This is a genomic window from Bacteroides sp. 3_1_13 (genome assembly GCF_001185845.1).
Lineage (GTDB): Bacteria > Bacteroidota > Bacteroidia > Bacteroidales > Bacteroidaceae > Bacteroides > Bacteroides xylanisolvens.
Map to the genome: position 1 here is coordinate 2,525,789 of NZ_KQ236955.1, position 17,955 is coordinate 2,543,743.

Here is a 17,955-nt window from a genome sequence, read left to right on the forward strand (position 1 = left end):
TATAAGAAAAACTTAACTCTATTCGTAGCGTGTCTTCTTTTATAAAGAGGATGCGCTTTTTTTTGATACTGTGGAGAGCGTTTTATTTTAATTCGATGTATGTACAAAAATAAGTCTGAATATGGAATATTGTATATAGATAAGTAGTATTTGAATCTGTTGCATAGAACTCCATAAGAAAATCAATATCTCCATATCCTTTGCTTTGGGGCAAATGGAAACATGCGGTACTTTTGCAAAAAAAGTAACGAGATATAGAAAATGATAAAGTCAGCATTTTTAATAGTAGCAACATGTTGTAGTCTGCAACTGTTTAGTCAGGAAAAATTTCCCGATGGTAAGATTATACCGGATTGGTTTTACAAAAATGAAAAAACTGATATAAATGGATTAGGAAAGAATTTCTTGATTACCGACTATGGAGTAGTGAATGATAGTACACTATTACAGACAGAGAAAATTCAGGCTGTTATAGATTTGGCGTCTAATAATGGAGGCGGAGTCGTTGTTATACCTGAAGGTACTTATCTTAGTGGTGCGCTTTTCTTTAAGCCGGGAACACACTTGCATCTGGAAAAGAAGGCTGTATTGAAAGGTAGTGACGATATTAGCAACTTTCCTGTAATAGAAACACGGATGGAGGGACAGAACCTAAAGTACTTTTCAGCTTTGATTAATGTTGATAAGGTAGATGGTTTCACCCTTTCCGGAAAAGGAAAAGTTGATGGAAATGGTGAACGATATTGGAAGTCATTCTGGTTACGGCGTAGTGTTATCCCTAAATGTACTAATATGGATGAATTGCGTCCTCGTCTACTTCATATATCTCATAGCAATAATGTACAAGTTTCAGATGTGCGACTTGTTAATTCTCCGTTTTGGACAACTCACATTTATAAATGTGATAGCGTAAAACTTTTGGATTTGCATATCTTTTCACCTTCTTCTCCCGTAAAGGCTCCAAGTACGGATGCAATTGATATTGATGCATGTAAAAATGTACTTGTCAAGGGATGCTATATGTCGGTTAATGATGACGCAATTGCATTAAAAGGCGGTAAAGGACCATGGGCTGATCAAAATCCCGATAATGGTGGCAATTGTGATATTATCATTGAAGACTGTACTTTTGGATTCTGTCACGGAGTGCTGACTTGCGGTAGCGAATCGATATATAATCATAATATAATTCTTCGACGCTGCAATCTGGATCAGGCTAAACGCCTGTTGTGGTTGAAAATGCGTCCGGATACTCCCCAACAATATAAGTACATCCTCGTTGAAGACATAAAAGGAAATGTCCGCAATTGTATCTTTATTGCTCCTTGGACACAGTTTTATGATTTGAAAGATCGCAAGGATATGCCAGTCTCGTATTCCAGCTATATTACAATGCGTAATATTCATCTGGATTGTGATTCCTTTTTTGCTGTAGAGAAATCAAAACAATATAAATTATCCAATTTCTGTTTTGACAATTTGACTATTACGGCTAAAAAAGATGTGAAGATAGATGAAAATATTATTGATGCATTGGTTATGAGAAAGGTTGAGATAAATAAAGTGAATTAAAAAAGAATGGTAGATGGTAGAAAGACTGGAAAATCGTACATAGCCTGTAAAATCGTACAAAATAGGCGTGTGATGGGCTGTACACATATGAATTTACATAAGAAAGTCGAATTCTCCATATTCCTTTTCTTTAACTCTACCATGTAATGCGGTATCTTTGACATGTGCTTATTCAGTAAAATATTGAATCTAAAACTATAAAATACAATGAAATTCTGTAGAATTATTTTTTGTCTGTGGTTATTGGTCTGTTTCTTTCCAATAGGTATTCATGCAGATATACAACTTCCCTCTATATTATCAGATAATATGGTACTTCAGCAAAATGCGAAAGTACGTTTCTGGGGAAAGGCACGTCCCGGAGAAAAGATTTTGGTAAAGACTTCATGGGATCATAAGAAATACAAGGTGACTGCTTTAGAAAACGGTCATTGGGAATTGATGATACAAACACCGGCTGCTACTTCCGGACAATCTGTAATGTTGAAAGGTGATAATAAGATCCGGATCAATAATATATTAATAGGTGAAGTCTGGCTTTGTACGGGACAGTCAAATATGGAATTTCCCGTAGCCCGTAATCCGCAAGTGAAATGGAAAACAGGAATGTTGAATGAAGCGGAAGAAATGAAAGATGCTGATTTCCCGGAAATCCGCCTGTTTCATGTAGAGCATCAACTGGCACCTGATGATGAAAAAGAAGATTGCGTTGGAAAGTGGGTGGTTTGTAATCCGGAGAATCTGAAGGACTTTTCTGCTGTAGGATTTGTCTTTGGACGTAAATTGTATAAAGATTTGAGTACACCGGTTGGATTGATTCAGTCTACTTGGGGAGGAACACATGCTGAATCATGGACAAGTATGAAAGTGATGGAAAACAATCCGCTGTATGCTGATGTCTTAAAACAGTATTCAAAAGAAAAGGTGAGTAGGGAAAAAGATAAGTGTAAGGTTCCGGCTACTTTGTGGAATGGTATGATTGCTCCTATACTAGGGTATACAGTGAGAGGAAATATCTGGTATCAGGGAGAATCCAACTCTGTACGCTATGAGAAATATCAGGAAGTATTTACTAACCTGATAAATAGTTGGCGGAAAGAGTGGAATCAGCCGGATATGCCTTTCTATTTTGTACAGATTGCACCACATTACAAACAACCGGCAGGTATTCGTGAAGCACAATTAAAAACATGGTTAAGTGGACTTGAAAATATTGGTATGGCAGTAGTGACGGATGCAGCCGATTCTACCGACATACATCCACGAAATAAAGTTGCACCGGGCGAACGGCTGGCAGCTTGGGCATTAGCAAAGCAATATGGTAAAAAGATTGTTTATTCAGGACCTCTCTACAAATCAATGAAAGTGAATGGGGGAGAAATTACATTAGATTTTGAATTTGCGGAAGGTGGCCTGCAGACACCCGGCAATGAACCGGTAAAAGGATTTTTTATTGCCGGCAATGATGCGCGGTTTTATCCGGCTGAAGCTGTAATTGATGGAAGTTTGATAACACTTTCTTCAACTTATGTCTCTGCACCTGTAGCTGTACGCTACGGTTATGGGACTTTCTTTAGAGTGAATCTGTTTAATAAAGCCGGACTTCCGGCAGTTCCTTTCCGTACGGATACTTTTTCTTCCGACACTTATTATCGTCTGTTTGCCGATTCGGAAATTCGTCGTTTTCCGGAAGCGTGGCAACTGGATCATGGAAAACGCCTGTATTTTGGTTATGCGCAAGGAGTAGGTTGTTGTGCGATGTTACAAGTTTGGAAGAAAACAGGAGACCGTAGGTACTTTGATTATGTAGAGGCATGGGCTGATTCTTTGGTAGACGACAAAGGAGAGATTCATTTATATAAGAAAGAAACCTATAATTTGGATTATATCAATTCCGGAAAAGTTCTGTTTGATTTGTACAATGAAACCAAAAAGGAGAAATATAAATTGGCTATCGAGAATTTGATAGATCAGCTAAAAAAGCAACCTCGTACAACAGATGGAGGTTTCTGGCATAAGAAAATATACCCTAATCAGATGTGGTTGGATGGATTGTATATGGCTTCTCCTTTTATGGCTCGATATGGAGCTGAATTTAATCGTCCGGAATGGATTGATGAGGCTGTTAAACAGTTCACTCTCTGCCATCAGCATACATACGATACCAAGACGGGACTTTATTATCATGCATGGAATGAGGACCGGAGCCAGCGCTGGGCTGATCCGGAAACTGGCCATTCTCCTAATTTCTGGGGACGTAGTATTGGTTGGTGGTTTATGGCTTTGGTAGATGCTTTGGAATATATTCCCCAAGATCATTCAGGCTATGCTGATATGATTAAATGGACGAAAGAATTAGCAGAAACTCTTTCAAAATACCAAGATAAAAATGGTTTATGGTATCAGGTAATTGACCAACCTTCACGTACCGGTAATTTCCCGGAAGCTTCTGTTACGGCGCAATGTATGTATGCCTATATGAAAGCTGTGAATAAAGGATACATTGATAGTCAGTATCGTGCTATTGCAGAAAAAGCCTTTAAGGGGCTGTGCAATAAACTGCTAATCTCAAATTCGGACGGAACATTGACATTGACAAGATGTTGCCAAGTGGGTGGATTAGGCGGTAAGCCTTATCGTGACGGTAGTTTTGAGTATTATATAGGAGAGAAAATGAGAGATAATGATGCTAAAGCAACAGGACCTTTCATTATGGGATGTATTGAACTGAACAAATAATATAGAAATAGAAATGATAGGAAATTTTCGACTACAGTTTCAATTAATGAACAAATAAAATGTAATACCATGAAAAAAGAACAAATTATCAAATCGATGTTATTTTTAATTATTCCTTTGCTTGCTATCTCATGTGATGGTAATGGCCTTATGGAATATGAAGAGACTGCATTGATGCAAGGAGATGTGCAGCAAGGACTGTTAAATGATGGGACAAGTGATAATACATGTATGGTTAATCTGAATTTATTCACAAAACCTTATTTTGATTATCAGTATAATACGGGTGATCATGTAGATGAGTGTTTTGTATATATTGATAATCAGGAAGATCTTACTAGATGCCTTTATCCACAAAGTGGAAAGAATGTAAAAGGTAATTTCTTGATACCTTTCGGAAAACATCGAATTAAATTGAATATAGAAATTGATGATGGTAAATCATATACATATCCGATTGAACTATGCAATGCTTTGGTAACCTTAAAGAACGGTGAAGCAAGTACGGTGCTCTACGATAGAATTATTCTTAAAAGAGCGGATTCTTCTTTCACAAATTCAGCCTTTACTGTTGAATTTGATGTAGATTTTCCTTATACTGAAAACAATGATTACACATTAGATATTACATTAGGATTTTATGATGAAACATACGACGATGGTTCTTCAGGTCCTTATGTAAACGGAAATGTTAGTGTTAATACTTATTATCAATGGAGATCCATTTTTGAACCAGCTAGGCCAACTGATATTGACTTTGTTCTTGGAATTGTATATAATTCTACTCAAAAAGAATATTGTTATAAAGGGTATTGTGAACAAGACTTTTCTATAGATAGGAATGGAATGGCTGTTAATAATGTAAGTTGGCATAAAATGGTAAGATTACCAAATGGTGATGATATTGGCTATAAATTATATTTAATAACAGGTATATGGGCTAAATTACAGTCAAATATTGATACTATGATTGGTGAAACAGAAGTTTCGTGGTATTCAGCTTATTATAGAGTAGAATGGGATGACGGAGAATATTCAGAATGGTATCCTATGGATGAATTAGACGAATCTTCAGTTAGGATAGATGCTACTATTGATTATTATCCTAATATTGAGATTGTATGTTTCAATACCAAAGAAATTCAGGATGCTTATGCATCACAATGGGGCATTGTACCTTAATAACTAAAAAGTCTTGATTTTTACGTATAAAGATGAGGATCAATATTAAAATAGATATTCAACTACTGATTACGTAAATAGCAAAATAATTAAGTATACTTGACAACGGATATACAATTTTTTAGGTTTGAATTTAATTTATTAATCAAATGAGTATTTATTAATTATTTTTTTATATAAAATGAGAAACACAGCAACTTTTCAAAAAAAGGCATGTCCAATTGCCGTGAGATGCTTAACAAGCATTTTATATTTCTTTTTGTTTTCACTCTCGTCGTTAGCGGCTTGCGTGGATAAAGAACCTGTAGATGAGGAGGATGCAGATCCTGCTATCAATCCTTACAGTTCATATCTAGAGGAGGAAGAAAGTGGTGGTAATACAAGTTCTGGTCCGGCATTTCCTGTCTTAGCCAATTATGCACCGGCATTTCCGGGTGCAGTAGGGTATGGTAGAAACACTGATGGTGCACGTGGTAGTAACAACCGGGAAATTTATGTAGTAACTAATTTGAATAATAGTGGTGCTGGATCGTTAAGAGATGCTGTTAGTCAAGCAAACAGAATTATAGTGTTTAACGTGTCAGGTGTGATTGATTTGAATAAAGAAGTACTTGTGTTTAAGGACAATCAAACAGTCTTGTTTCAGACAGCTCCCGGTGATGGCATCGAACTTTATAATGGTAGGACTTCTTCCACCAATGCAAATAATCTGATTGTACGTTATATGCGTATGCGTACTGGTCGCCAGGTTAGTGGCAGTGACAACATAGACGCAGGAGGAGCTGCCTATGGGCATGATCAAATTTATGATCATTGTTCTTTCACATGGGGAACAGATGAATGTTTTTCACTCAATAATGACAAGCAACCGAAAGGTCTCTATAACATAACATTGCAGAATTCAATTTTAGGACAAGGATGCCAGAATCATTCTTGTGGAGGTTTAGTTCAAACTAGTGATGAAGAAGGAGTTACTGTTTTCCGAAATCTATTTATTGATAATAAAACTCGTAATTTTAAAGTGAAAGGATTGAATCAATTTGTTAACAATGTTATCTATAATTGGGGAAATGGAGCGGCTTATAATATGGGGGGGGAATCTTCAGGGCACTCTAACACAGTTATTGAAAATAATTATTTTATCAAAGGACCAGCTTATACATGGGTGAATACGTCATATCCTATAGAAACTACAGATAAGAGTATGTTCGATGATGAAACGAAATATCATTATAATGGAATAAGTAGTGACAATAAAAATTATTTGGTAGATACTTATCAACAAGTAAATCCAACTAAACCTTTTATAGGTGGTAATGGTGATGGTGATTTTGATACTTATTGTGTAGGTAATTATTATGATAACGATAAAGACGGCACATTAAATGGATTCGAAATCACTCAGGGTAATTGGCAAACCTATTGTAGTGCCACTCCTGTCTTTCTGAGTAAACCAGATAGCCAACATTCGGAAATCAGCATAAAAACTAGTGCTACAGAAGCTTATCATTGGATTGTTAAAAATGTTGGACCGGTTTTACCCAATCGTGATTTGGTAGATAAATTCATGATTGATGAACTGACTTCATTAGGTACTAAAGGAACAATTTTTAGAAATCAAAACATAGAGACACAATACCCTCTTGCCAAGACTTGGCAAAATATTAATGTTGGCACTGCTAGAAAAGATACGGATGGCGACGGCATACCCGATGATTTTGAGGACAAATGGGGGCTAAATAAAAATAATGCAGGAGATGCCGTTCGTATTGCAGAGAACGGATATACGATGATTGAAAACTATGCTCTTTCACTCGAATTCCCAGATGAGTATGAAAAGGCTTGGAATGAAGCATACGGTGAATAAATAGTGAAATACAATAAATAATGAAGATTATACATTATCAATTAATCTGAATTTTGAATAATGATAGAGAGAACTCCTAATTTTAAATTAATAAAAAAAATGAACAACAAAGTATTTTTACGGAGAATGCTTTGGCTGCTATGTCTTCCATTACTCTTAACTGCATGTAAAGATAGCATGGATGAGCACTATGAAGTACCTGATTGGGTAGCAGACAATGCATGGGAAGTGTTAAGTTCCGGTGAACACGGAAACTATTCTATTTTCTTGCAGGGGCTAGAGATTGCTGGCTACAAGCAAATGCTGGAGGGTAAAGCAATTTTAACTATTATTGCTCCAGACGACGATGCTTTTCAAACTTATTTGAATAAGAGAGGATTTACCAGCATCAGTGATATGCCTGTTAACGAAGTGAGTAAATTGATTGGGTACCACGTGCTCTATTATTCTTATAATAAGGAGAAACTAGTCAATTTCCGTCCAACAGGAAGTACGGAAACGGAAGAGGAGCAGAACATAAAAGCAGGATTGTATTACAAACACCGCACAAGAAGTAGCGATGCTCCTACTGTTGAGACAACCCCTACAGGGGCTTCTGTCATGGTGTATCACTTAGAACGTTATTTGCCTATATTTTCCTACCGTTATTTCCAGACGAAAGGTATAGATGCTAAAAATAATTACGAGGCTTTCTACCCCAATTCTACTTGGACGGGAGATGATGGTTTCAATGTATCTAATGCATCTGTAAAAGAATATGGAATTATTGCTAATAACGGCTATATTCATGCTGTTGATCGAGTCGTTGAACCGCTAGAAACGATTTATACGGAACTGAAAAATAAAGAAAAATACTCGACTTTCCTTGATTTGTATGATTCGTTTGGCGTTTACGTTGCAGATGATGAATTGAGTAAGTCATATGCTAAAGCATACGGAGTGGATACGCTCTATCAGTATCAGCATGGGGGATTGCCAAATATTGCTTGTGAATGGCCTACAAGCAGCTATTTGAATTTTACGGCGTTGACAGCTCTTTCTTATAGTATTTTTGCACCGTCAAACACTGCTATTAATAGTTTCTTTGATAGCTTTTGGAAAATCGGTGGTTATTCTTCTATGCAGGAAGTAGATGCGCTAGCGTTGAATTATTTCCTCTATCAATTTATTTATGGAGGTAGTATGTTATTCCCTGAAGAGTTAGGAGACGATGAATTGAAGAATTTGGCGGGCTCATCTCTTAATATTAATCCTGCTGCATTGAATGAAAAAACGATGTGTGTTAATGGTGCTCTCTATGGTATGGATGAAATTAAGGAACCTAGCACATTTGCTTCCGTTATCGGACCTTTGTTTCAATATAAAAGTGCACGTTCTTTTCTCTACGCATTGTTAGGGAGTTCACTGTTCTCTTCTTATGTGTCTGACTTGAGTAAATATATTGTCTTGGTTCCTACAGCCGAACAATTTGAAGCCTCTGGCATTCGGACGGTTTACAGTACACAGGGGTTGGAAGCAGAAGGAGATGATGGATGGGCGGAAATCAGCAATACTGCCAAGCAAAATATCGTGTATTTGCATTCAGCTAGTATCTCGAGTGAACAATCAAGTGAATTACCAGAAAGAGGAACGCGTGTGATTCCTACGGAGTCTACCTGGAACTACTGGTTCGTTAAAGATGGAAACATCACTTGTAGCTCAACTTTCAATCAACAGTTGAATCCTCAGTTCAATGGTACAGTTTTTACACCATTTACTAAACTTAAAAATGGAAGTAACGGAAGTACATATAGCTTTGATGCTGAACAATTGTTTGCAGCAGAGAGCGGGGATTTGGCTTATAACATTGCTATCTGTGCGGATCACAATTATCCCTATTACTGTTTTGCTCAGTTATTGCGTGAGGCAAATCTTATATCCAATCAGATTATGATGAATTTATTTGGTAAAGGACGGTTCGTTGCATTTATCCCGACTAACGATGCTATAAAGCGGGCATTGGCATCAAATAAAATTCCAGGAGCGATTGATGCTTCATTTGATGCTGAAGGTAAGTTAAGTGGTACATTTGATGCAAAAGAATTGGCAAATTATTTGAATTCCTATTTTATTACTGCTGCTCAAAACGTTATTCCATCTTATCCGTATATAGGATCCGATTTTAAAAATGGGCGTTATTGGAGTGAACGTGTGGTACAGACGGAAGGAGCTACTGCACCGCAGCTAATTTATACAGATAATGGAACTTCACTAAGTATCCAATTGGAAGGTGGAAACAAATGTCAAGTGGTATCAGATTACGATTACTTCCCATTTGCATACGAAGGAGGTTGTTTCCATCTGATTGATGATGTCTTTTGATTAACAGAAAAACAGAGATTATGAAATTATTAAAATACATACTGATTGCTATCGTATTCGCAGCAACTACTGGCGAAGCTTTCGGACAAGCGAAAGTCCTCTCTGGAAAAGTGACCGAGATGTTCGGGACGACAGCAGAACCTATGATAGGGGTGAACGTAAATATTCTCAACTCCCAAAACCGTTCTTTAGGTGGTACTGTCACAAATCTGGACGGTATTTATAACCTTCCGATCCCGAATGAGAACAATCTGATCATCGTTTTTTCTTATATTGGAAAAAAGAGTGAAAGAATCAAATACAACGGTCAGACACGGTTGAATGTTGTCCTAAAAGATGATACACAGACCATTAATGAAGTTGTTGTGCAAGGAAAACGAATCGAACGGAATGACTTAGGTATCAGTGCTAGAGAACAATCTTCTGCAACGCAGAAGGTTAGTATGGAAGATTTGGTGGCTGTTGCTCCTGTAACTTCCATCGAAGATGCCTTGCAAGGACAGCTCGGTGGTGTGGATATTGTATTAGGTGGTGGCGACCCTGGAGCACGTGCTTCCATACAGATTCGTGGTGGTAGTACACTGAATGCTAATGCAGAACCACTGATTGTAGTAGATGGAGTTCCTTATCCGGCAGAAATTGATGATAATACTGATTTCTCTACCATCAATAATGACGATTTGGGTGCCTTGTTGAATATCTCTCCGCAAGATATTGAGTCTATCGAAGTGTTGAAAGATGCAGCAGCTACTGCCGTTTGGGGTACTTCCGGTGCCAACGGTGTATTGGTTATCAAGACTAAGCAGGGGGTACAAGGGAAAACACGTTTTAGTTTCTCATCCAAATTTTCCGCTAAGTTTGAGCCGGAAACCATTCCGATGTTGAACGGTAACCAATATTCTGCTTTGGTATCTGAAGCGTTGTGGAATAGTGCCAATTATATTGGTCTTGCCAACTCTACCAGCTACTTGCAAATGCTTTACGGTTCTCCTGAGATCGGTTATCAACCGGATTGGACATATTTTGACGAGTATAACCAGAATACAGATTGGCTGTCCGAAGTGCGTCGGAATACTCAGTCATGGGAAAATACGTTTTCTATGAGTGGTGGTGGTGAAAGAGCGACTTATCGTTTTTCTTTGGGTTATTTGGACGAAGGAGGTACGACTGTCGGAACCGATTTCAGCCGCTTGAATTCTTCATTGAATGTAAATTATAAGTTCTCTGACAAATTGAATTTTTATGCACAGTTCTCTTATACTCAATCTGAGAGAAATAATAACTATTATAATGTACGTGGGGAAGCTTTCCGCAAAGCACCGAACAAATCACCTTACTACATTGACGATGAGACAGGGAATCGTACATCACAGTATTTCAATCACAATGAAAATTCTACATTGGATCCTGCTTTTAATGGTGATAAGTACTATAATCCTATTGCTATGGCAAATGAGAGTGTCAACCGAACCATACAGCGGGAAAGTAAAATGAATTTTCGTATTAAATATGACATTTTGAATGGACTGACTTATGAAGGATATGTTAACATGAATATCCGTAATACTAAAGGGCGTATGTTTTTGCCACAGGTGGCTACTGGTCTTGCATGGACAGACAAAATGTCAAATCGTAGTACGGATACCTCTTCTGACTTATTAACTATAAATACGGAAAATAAGTTGATGTATCGCAAAAACTGGAACGATAAACATGCAATTATCGCGACTGCAGTATTCCGTACTACGGAAACGAATAAATCCAGCTATGGAAGCGAAACTTCTGGTAACGTATCTTCAGGACTTGCTGATCCTACCATTGGAAGTGCTGTACGCAAAATTAGTTCTGGTGATTCCAAAACACGCAATATTAACGGTGTAGCTTTAATGAACTATACCTTATTGAACCGTTACATTATCAATGCTTCACTAGGTATGGAAAGCAATTCGACCATGGGTAAATCGGAACGTTTTGGTATGTTTCCTACTGTTGGTTTAGCTTGGCATTTGGCAGATGAGAAATTCATGGATTTTTCGAATAACTGGATGGATGAGTTCAAACTTCGTTTTAGTTTGGGACAGACCGGGAATTCAGCCAGTGGTGCTTCACTCTATCTGGGTTCTTATGCTTCCGGGAATAACTACATGGATATGAGTGCCATTACTCCGAGTTCTATGCAACTTAATAAACTGAAATGGGAAACAACAACCGAATATAACACAGGGCTTGATGCTACTTTCTTAAAAGGCAAACTTCGCTTTACTGTTGATGTCTATCAGAAATATGTAAAAGACCTGTTACAACCAAAGGTAAAGATGCCGACCACTATCGGTTATGGAAATGGTTATCAAATTAGCTACATGAATTCCGGGAAAATGACAAATAAAGGATGGGAATTCCGTGTTGACGCTGTTCCGTTCCAAAACAAAGACTGGCGTGTGGGAGTCTACTTCAATATTGCCCACAATGAGAATAAGATTACGGAAATGCCTGATAATTATATCGAAGAGAATTATACTTTCGGTAATGGTAATTACGCATATCGTAGAGAAGAAGGTCGTCCGATGGGATCGTTCTATGGTTATCGTTACAAAGGCGTTTATCAAAATAAAGACGCAACTTATGCACGTGACATTGAAGGTAACGTGATGAAAGATATTTCCGGTAATGCAATTGTTATGAGGAATGGATCATATACCGTGGCTCCCGGAGATGCAATCTATGAAGATGTAAATCATGATGGTGTTATCAATCAGTACGATATAGTCTATTTGGGTAATTCAAATCCGAGACTTACAGGAGGTGCAGGACTCAATGTCAGCTATAAGCAGTTTAAGTTATCTGCTATTTTCTATGGGCGTTACGGGCAGGATGTGGTTAACGCTACTCGCTTGAATAATGAGTCTATGCGTGGTATTGATAACCAAAGTACGGCTGTCCTCAGACGTTGGCGTAATGAAGGTGATCAAACCGACATTCCACGTGCACTTTATGGAGAGGGGTACAATACACTGGGATCTGATCGCTTTGTGGAAGACGCTTCCTATTTGCGTTTAAAATCCTTATCATTCACCTATCGTTTGCCGAAGAAAGCGATTCAGCGTTGGGGATTCAACAATATTGATGTGTACGTAACCGGATACAATCTTTTCACATGGACTAATTACACAGGGCAGGACCCAGAGGTAAAGACTGAGAATACGTATGCCAAAGATACAGCCACTACACCTGCTTCTATTCAACTTGTTGCTGGCTTTAATTTAAGTTTCTAAAAGATATACGAAAATGAAAAAAATATTTACTATATTGTTACTATTCGGTGGCTTATTAATGAGCGGATGCAGCGATTGGCTCGATGTACAGCCTAAAGATAAACAATCTACCGATATGTATTGGGAATCTTCCGAAGATGTAGAGGCAATTCTTGCACAAGGTTACAGTCGTTTGCGTGATTGCGTTCCCTATATCATAGATTGGGGGGAATTGAGAGGAAGTTCCGTTATTGTTCCGGTAAGGTCGACTCCGGCTGGTCAAATTCAGAATTTTACAGTATTGCCCAGTACATCAGCCGTTCAATGGGGAACATTCTATCAAGTAATCGGTATGGCAAATGCTGTATTGAAATATGCACCAGGGGTAATTGAGAAAGACGAGAGTTACTATCAATCGCAAATGGATTCACATTTGACGGAAGCTTATTTCTTGCGTGGACTGTCGTATTTATATTTAGTACGCAACTTTCGGGAAGTTCCTTTGATTACTGAACCTTATGTAGACGATGCCATGCCTACTGACGTGCCAAAGTCTTCCGAAGTGGAGATTCTGGAACAAATTAAAAGTGATGTACGTGCAGCATTGGCAACTGATGCCGCTAAAGAAACATTTAACGGAACATGGGCTACTAAAGGACGTGCTACCAAATGGGCTCTATATGCACTAATGGCGGAAACCTGTCTTTGGGCGGAAGATTATGAAGAATGTGTTACATACGCTGATTACTTGATTAACTCCACAGCTCCCATACGTCCCGTGTTTATGTCAACACCTGGACAATGGTACAATATGTTTTATCCTGGTAATAGTAATGAATCTATCTTTGAGATACAGTATGACGAAACGAATTATGCACAAGGAGGCGGAAGTCCGTCAAAACTTCTTCCTTATGGCTCTGATGTCACGGTCAATACTTATATGTATTCAGAACCGATGACTATCCGCTTGATAAATGAATTCTACCAAAATCAGGATGAAGTAAATCGTACCTATTATGGTTCGTTTGCTGGTATAACTTATACCAGCTATCCGGAAAATGGTATTATTTGGAAATACTCAGGGTTGGGTGTAGCCGATCGGGAAGCAGTACGTACAATTTTGGATGCCAACTATATTATTTATCGTATGGCAGATGTGATGTTGATGAAAGCGGAAGCTTTGATTCGTATTGGCGGTTCTGCCAATTGGACAGAAGCATTGGCTATCATAAATAGAATACGTGAACGTTCTGAGTTGAGACCACGAGATGAAGTCAGTGCGGAAAATATTAATGAAGCTACTGAGGAAATATTGTTGGAAATGTTGCTGGACGAGCGGGATATGGAATTTGCTGCAGAAGGAAAACGCTGGTACGATCTGTTACGATATGGCAAGCAACAGAACTTCAAATATAAAAGTCGCTTCAAAATACTTATAATGGAGAATAATCTTACCGCGGAAAGCAGATGGTTGGGCTCTGTTTTAGACAACGACAATGCTTGGTATTTGCCAATTCCTGCCAGTGACATATCCACCAACTCGTTATTGAAGCAAAATCCTTATTATGAATAATTAAATAACGATATGCAATGAAAAAAATGAAAAAAATATACTGGATGCTGTTCATTATTTTATGTGCAGCTTGCAATGATCCGTATGACGGAGATACATATGTTGTTTTCGATATGCAGCCTGCAGGAACTTATTTGTCCAACAGGTCAGACGACTTTTCCGAATGGATTCACATTATGAAGTATGCAGACTTGTACAATGCTGTAAATCAGGCAACACAGTCTTTTACACTTTTTGTACCTAATAATGCTGCTGTAAAAGAATTTTATAATCGAAAGGGAGTTTCTTCCATTGAAGATTTGGGTACAGAGTATGCACGTAGCCTAGTGTCCTATCACATAGTACAGGATACCATTAGTCAGGAAATTTTTATAGAGAAGGAAGGGGCATTAGCAAAAAGGACCGTTTCTGATGATGTCTTGATGGTATCTTTCGGAAGTGCGGAAGTTGGAGGTGGTGGTATGCAGTCTGTTTACCTGAATAATGAAGCTCATGTAATAGAGTTTGCAAATAAGGTATCTAACGGTTATGTATATGTATTGGAAAATACGCTGACGCCACTTACAGAAAGTGTATATGCTCGTATATCTGAAAGCGGACGTCCCTACACAATTCTGAAATCTGCAATGGATGCTACAGGAGTGGGTGCGGAATTAGATGTTATATATGATGATATAGTAGATGATTTGGGTCAGACCACTCAGCAGAAACGCAATTATACATTGTTGGCAGTATCGGACGATGTATTCAAGGAAGCAGGTGTCAACAGTTTGCAAGACTTGGTACAACTGTTAGGAGCAGGCAGTGATTATACTAATCCAGAGAATGTATTGTATCAATATGTAGCTTATCATGTTTTGGATGGAAGCTATGATTTGAGTAAATTACGTAGCTTTGATACACCGGACGCAACCTCCAAAATATGGAATACACTGAATGCTGGAAGCGTGATAAGAATCAGCAAAGAAGACAAGATATTCTATTTGAACTACAGGGATGAGAATCGAGCTTGTTTTGTAGAAGACTATTGTAATTTACAAGCTAAAAATGGTTATATTCATCAAGTTTCTTCTTACTTGCCTGTGGCGGAAGCCGAACCGGAAACTGTTTTGTTTGACGTATGCAATTATTCTATTATTGGCGATTGGATAGCGGCTGGTAACGGAGAAGATGGGATCAAATTCCAAGAATCTTTTGGTACAGCAGAGAAAAAGTGTGATGTTTCAGGTCTCAATTGTTATGAATATAGCCTTAATAATCCTTCTGGAACTTATGGTAGTTATTACAATGTCACTTATTTTACTACCCGAACCAATAATGGATGGAATACTGCAAATAATATGGATTTCCTGATGTTAAACTTGGGTAATACAGGTTGGGTTTCCATGCAAACGCCATCTATTATTAAAGGAAAGTACAAAGTGACATTACGATTTGGTTACGCCACTTCCATGGAATTTATAAGAACCAGTACAGGCGGCAGTAACGGAGGGAAAATGATTTTCAGCTTTGATGGAGAAAACTCTGTTACATGCGCTCCTTATACGACAGTTCCTTCTAAAACATTAGGATGTTATTCCTATGTGCTTTATTCTGAACTGGAATTTACAGAGACTTCTACTCACACTTTCCGATTAGTGATGAATGACCCTGCTGCAAGTAAAGACCCCAACTATCGTATACTTATTGATTACTTATTATTTGAACCTATATTTGACGAATAAATTATGAAAGCAAGAAAATATATATTTGGCATTGCTCTAATCGGATTGATAGGGAGTAGTTGTACCGACACATGGGATGAGCATTATGCCCAAGATACCAGTAAGGTGAATAATACGGAGATTTCTGTAGTTAATGCAACCATTACCGATTATTTGGCTCAGGAGCCTTCATTGAGCGATATGTACCAATTGTTTAACAAAACAGGTATGGTGGAGCAACTATTGGAGAAAGAACAGATGTACACTATTCTAGCTGTAGAATCAGGTATTGCAGCAGGGGATGATCCTATATATACTGCTCAAACCTATATTTCTGATGCATCCATCTCTCCTTCTAATTTGGAAGACGGACAGCGTATTTTGATGTGGAGTGGTAAGTATCTAAATATTTCTACCACTTCTCCTGAGACTAGAGCAGTTGCCGGTGTTCGTTTCAACAATGCAAATGTTACTAAAGTTATTAAGCTAACCAATGGATATTTGTATTTATTGGATCAGGCTGTAGAGTCTCCGAGAAGTCTGTATGAAATTATTGAGAATTTGGGAGACGATTATTCTATTTTTCGTAATATGGTCAGATCACGTTATGTCTTGACATTTGATAAAAATGCAAGTACGGTGATAGGAGTAGATAAGACAGGAAATACTGTGTATGATTCTGTATTTACCGTCAAAGCTCCTTATTTCGAGAATAGAAAATTCAACATCATGTCTGAGAATCTCACTGCTACTATGTTGCTCCCTTCCAATGATGTGGTGAATCAGGCCTTGAGTACCGCACGGAAAAATTTGGCTGATTGGAATATGGTACGCGCAGACAGCATCTTGGAGAATTGGGTGTTCCAAGCTGCTTTTTTTAACAGCGTTTATAGCAAGGAAGATTTTGAAACAAACGAAGATCTGACTTCTGTGTTTGATAAACAATGGCGTACTACTGTACAGGAAGTAGACCTTGAAAATCCGATTCCTATGAGTAACGGAACGGCTTACCGTGTCACAAAAATGAAAATACCGACTAACGTATTGATTTACCGTCTTAAGGAACTTTTCAGAAACTATGAATATCTGAGCGCAAGTGATAAAGAAAAGTATTTCAACACTACGAATCTTTCATTTGAAAAGATCAGTGAAACAGACGAAGCAACTATAAATGGATGGCCGGCATTAGGATTTCCCAAGATAGGATATAGGGTACTTTATTTTACTCTGACAGATTTGGAAAATAAAAATTATACGCTGGACTATACCCCGTTTAGAGGTGAAATGGTAGGAAAAGATTATGTCGCTACTTCATACAAAATTCCACCTGGAACTTACACGTTTGCTATGGGATTCCGGCAAGCTAAAGACTTGGGAGCGATTGATTTTTCAATTTTCAAAGATGGAGAGGAAATTCAAGTTGGTACTTTTTCACAGTCTAAATTAAACAACAATTCTGCTCTCCATTACGACCGTGGTAAAGAAGGGGGATACCCGGAAAATATAGATGAAGCTGTTAAACAAGGATTTAAAGATAAAGCAAAATACGATCGTGACGGTGGTACTGTAGGCACAGTTACTATTCCAGGTGATAAAGCTTCTGAAATTGTGATCCGCTTTAAAGGCTCTGGAAGCAACTTGAAACACGCATCGTTATATCATTGGTGCCTAAGACCAACTAAGGACTGTTATTAATCTTATGAAAAT

At 38.0% G+C, this 17,955-nt stretch carries 9 protein-coding genes; all 9 read left to right on the top strand.

The genetic code is table 11. The features are described from left to right. The first annotated feature begins 261 nt into the window (after window positions 1-261). The 9 genes from HMPREF9009_RS08950 (at window position 262) to HMPREF9009_RS08990 (ending at window position 17,943) form a co-directional block, all read left to right on the top strand. Window positions 262-1,572, top strand: a complete 1,311-nt coding sequence (locus HMPREF9009_RS08950) for a rhamnogalacturonidase (protein ID WP_049701955.1) — start codon at window positions 262-264, stop codon at window positions 1,570-1,572. Window positions 1,573-1,779: 207 nt separating this feature from the next. Continuing rightward, complete coding sequence (locus tag HMPREF9009_RS08955) at window positions 1,780-4,311, top strand: glycoside hydrolase family 88 protein (protein WP_049701956.1); 2,532 nt, start codon at window positions 1,780-1,782, stop codon at window positions 4,309-4,311. 69 nt (window positions 4,312-4,380) lie between these two features. Next, the gene (locus HMPREF9009_RS08960; RefSeq protein WP_008645558.1) at window positions 4,381-5,493 is read left to right on the top strand and encodes a hypothetical protein; all 1,113 of its coding nucleotides are present in this window, start codon (window positions 4,381-4,383) and stop codon (window positions 5,491-5,493) included. Between the two features lie 181 nt (window positions 5,494-5,674). After that, window positions 5,675-7,360: a pectate lyase family protein gene (locus HMPREF9009_RS08965; protein WP_049701957.1), complete on the top strand. Its 1,686-nt coding sequence runs from the start codon at window positions 5,675-5,677 to the stop codon at window positions 7,358-7,360. 99 nt (window positions 7,361-7,459) lie between these two features. Continuing rightward, window positions 7,460-9,721 (top strand): fasciclin domain-containing protein, encoded by a 2,262-nt coding sequence (locus tag HMPREF9009_RS08970; protein ID WP_049701958.1) that lies wholly within the window; start codon window positions 7,460-7,462, stop codon window positions 9,719-9,721. A gap of 20 nt (window positions 9,722-9,741) precedes the next feature. Beyond that, the gene (locus tag HMPREF9009_RS08975) at window positions 9,742-12,993 is read left to right on the top strand and encodes a SusC/RagA family TonB-linked outer membrane protein (RefSeq protein ID WP_049701959.1); all 3,252 of its coding nucleotides are present in this window, start codon (window positions 9,742-9,744) and stop codon (window positions 12,991-12,993) included. Window positions 12,994-13,006: 13 nt separating this feature from the next. Next, window positions 13,007-14,545: a RagB/SusD family nutrient uptake outer membrane protein gene (locus HMPREF9009_RS08980; protein WP_049701960.1), complete on the top strand. Its 1,539-nt coding sequence runs from the start codon at window positions 13,007-13,009 to the stop codon at window positions 14,543-14,545. 17 nt (window positions 14,546-14,562) lie between these two features. Next, window positions 14,563-16,269, top strand: a complete 1,707-nt coding sequence (locus tag HMPREF9009_RS08985; RefSeq protein ID WP_049701961.1) for a DUF5108 domain-containing protein — start codon at window positions 14,563-14,565, stop codon at window positions 16,267-16,269. Between the two features lie 3 nt (window positions 16,270-16,272). Further along, window positions 16,273-17,943: a hypothetical protein gene (locus HMPREF9009_RS08990; RefSeq protein WP_049701962.1), complete on the top strand. Its 1,671-nt coding sequence runs from the start codon at window positions 16,273-16,275 to the stop codon at window positions 17,941-17,943. The last annotated feature ends 12 nt before the right edge of the window (window positions 17,944-17,955 follow it).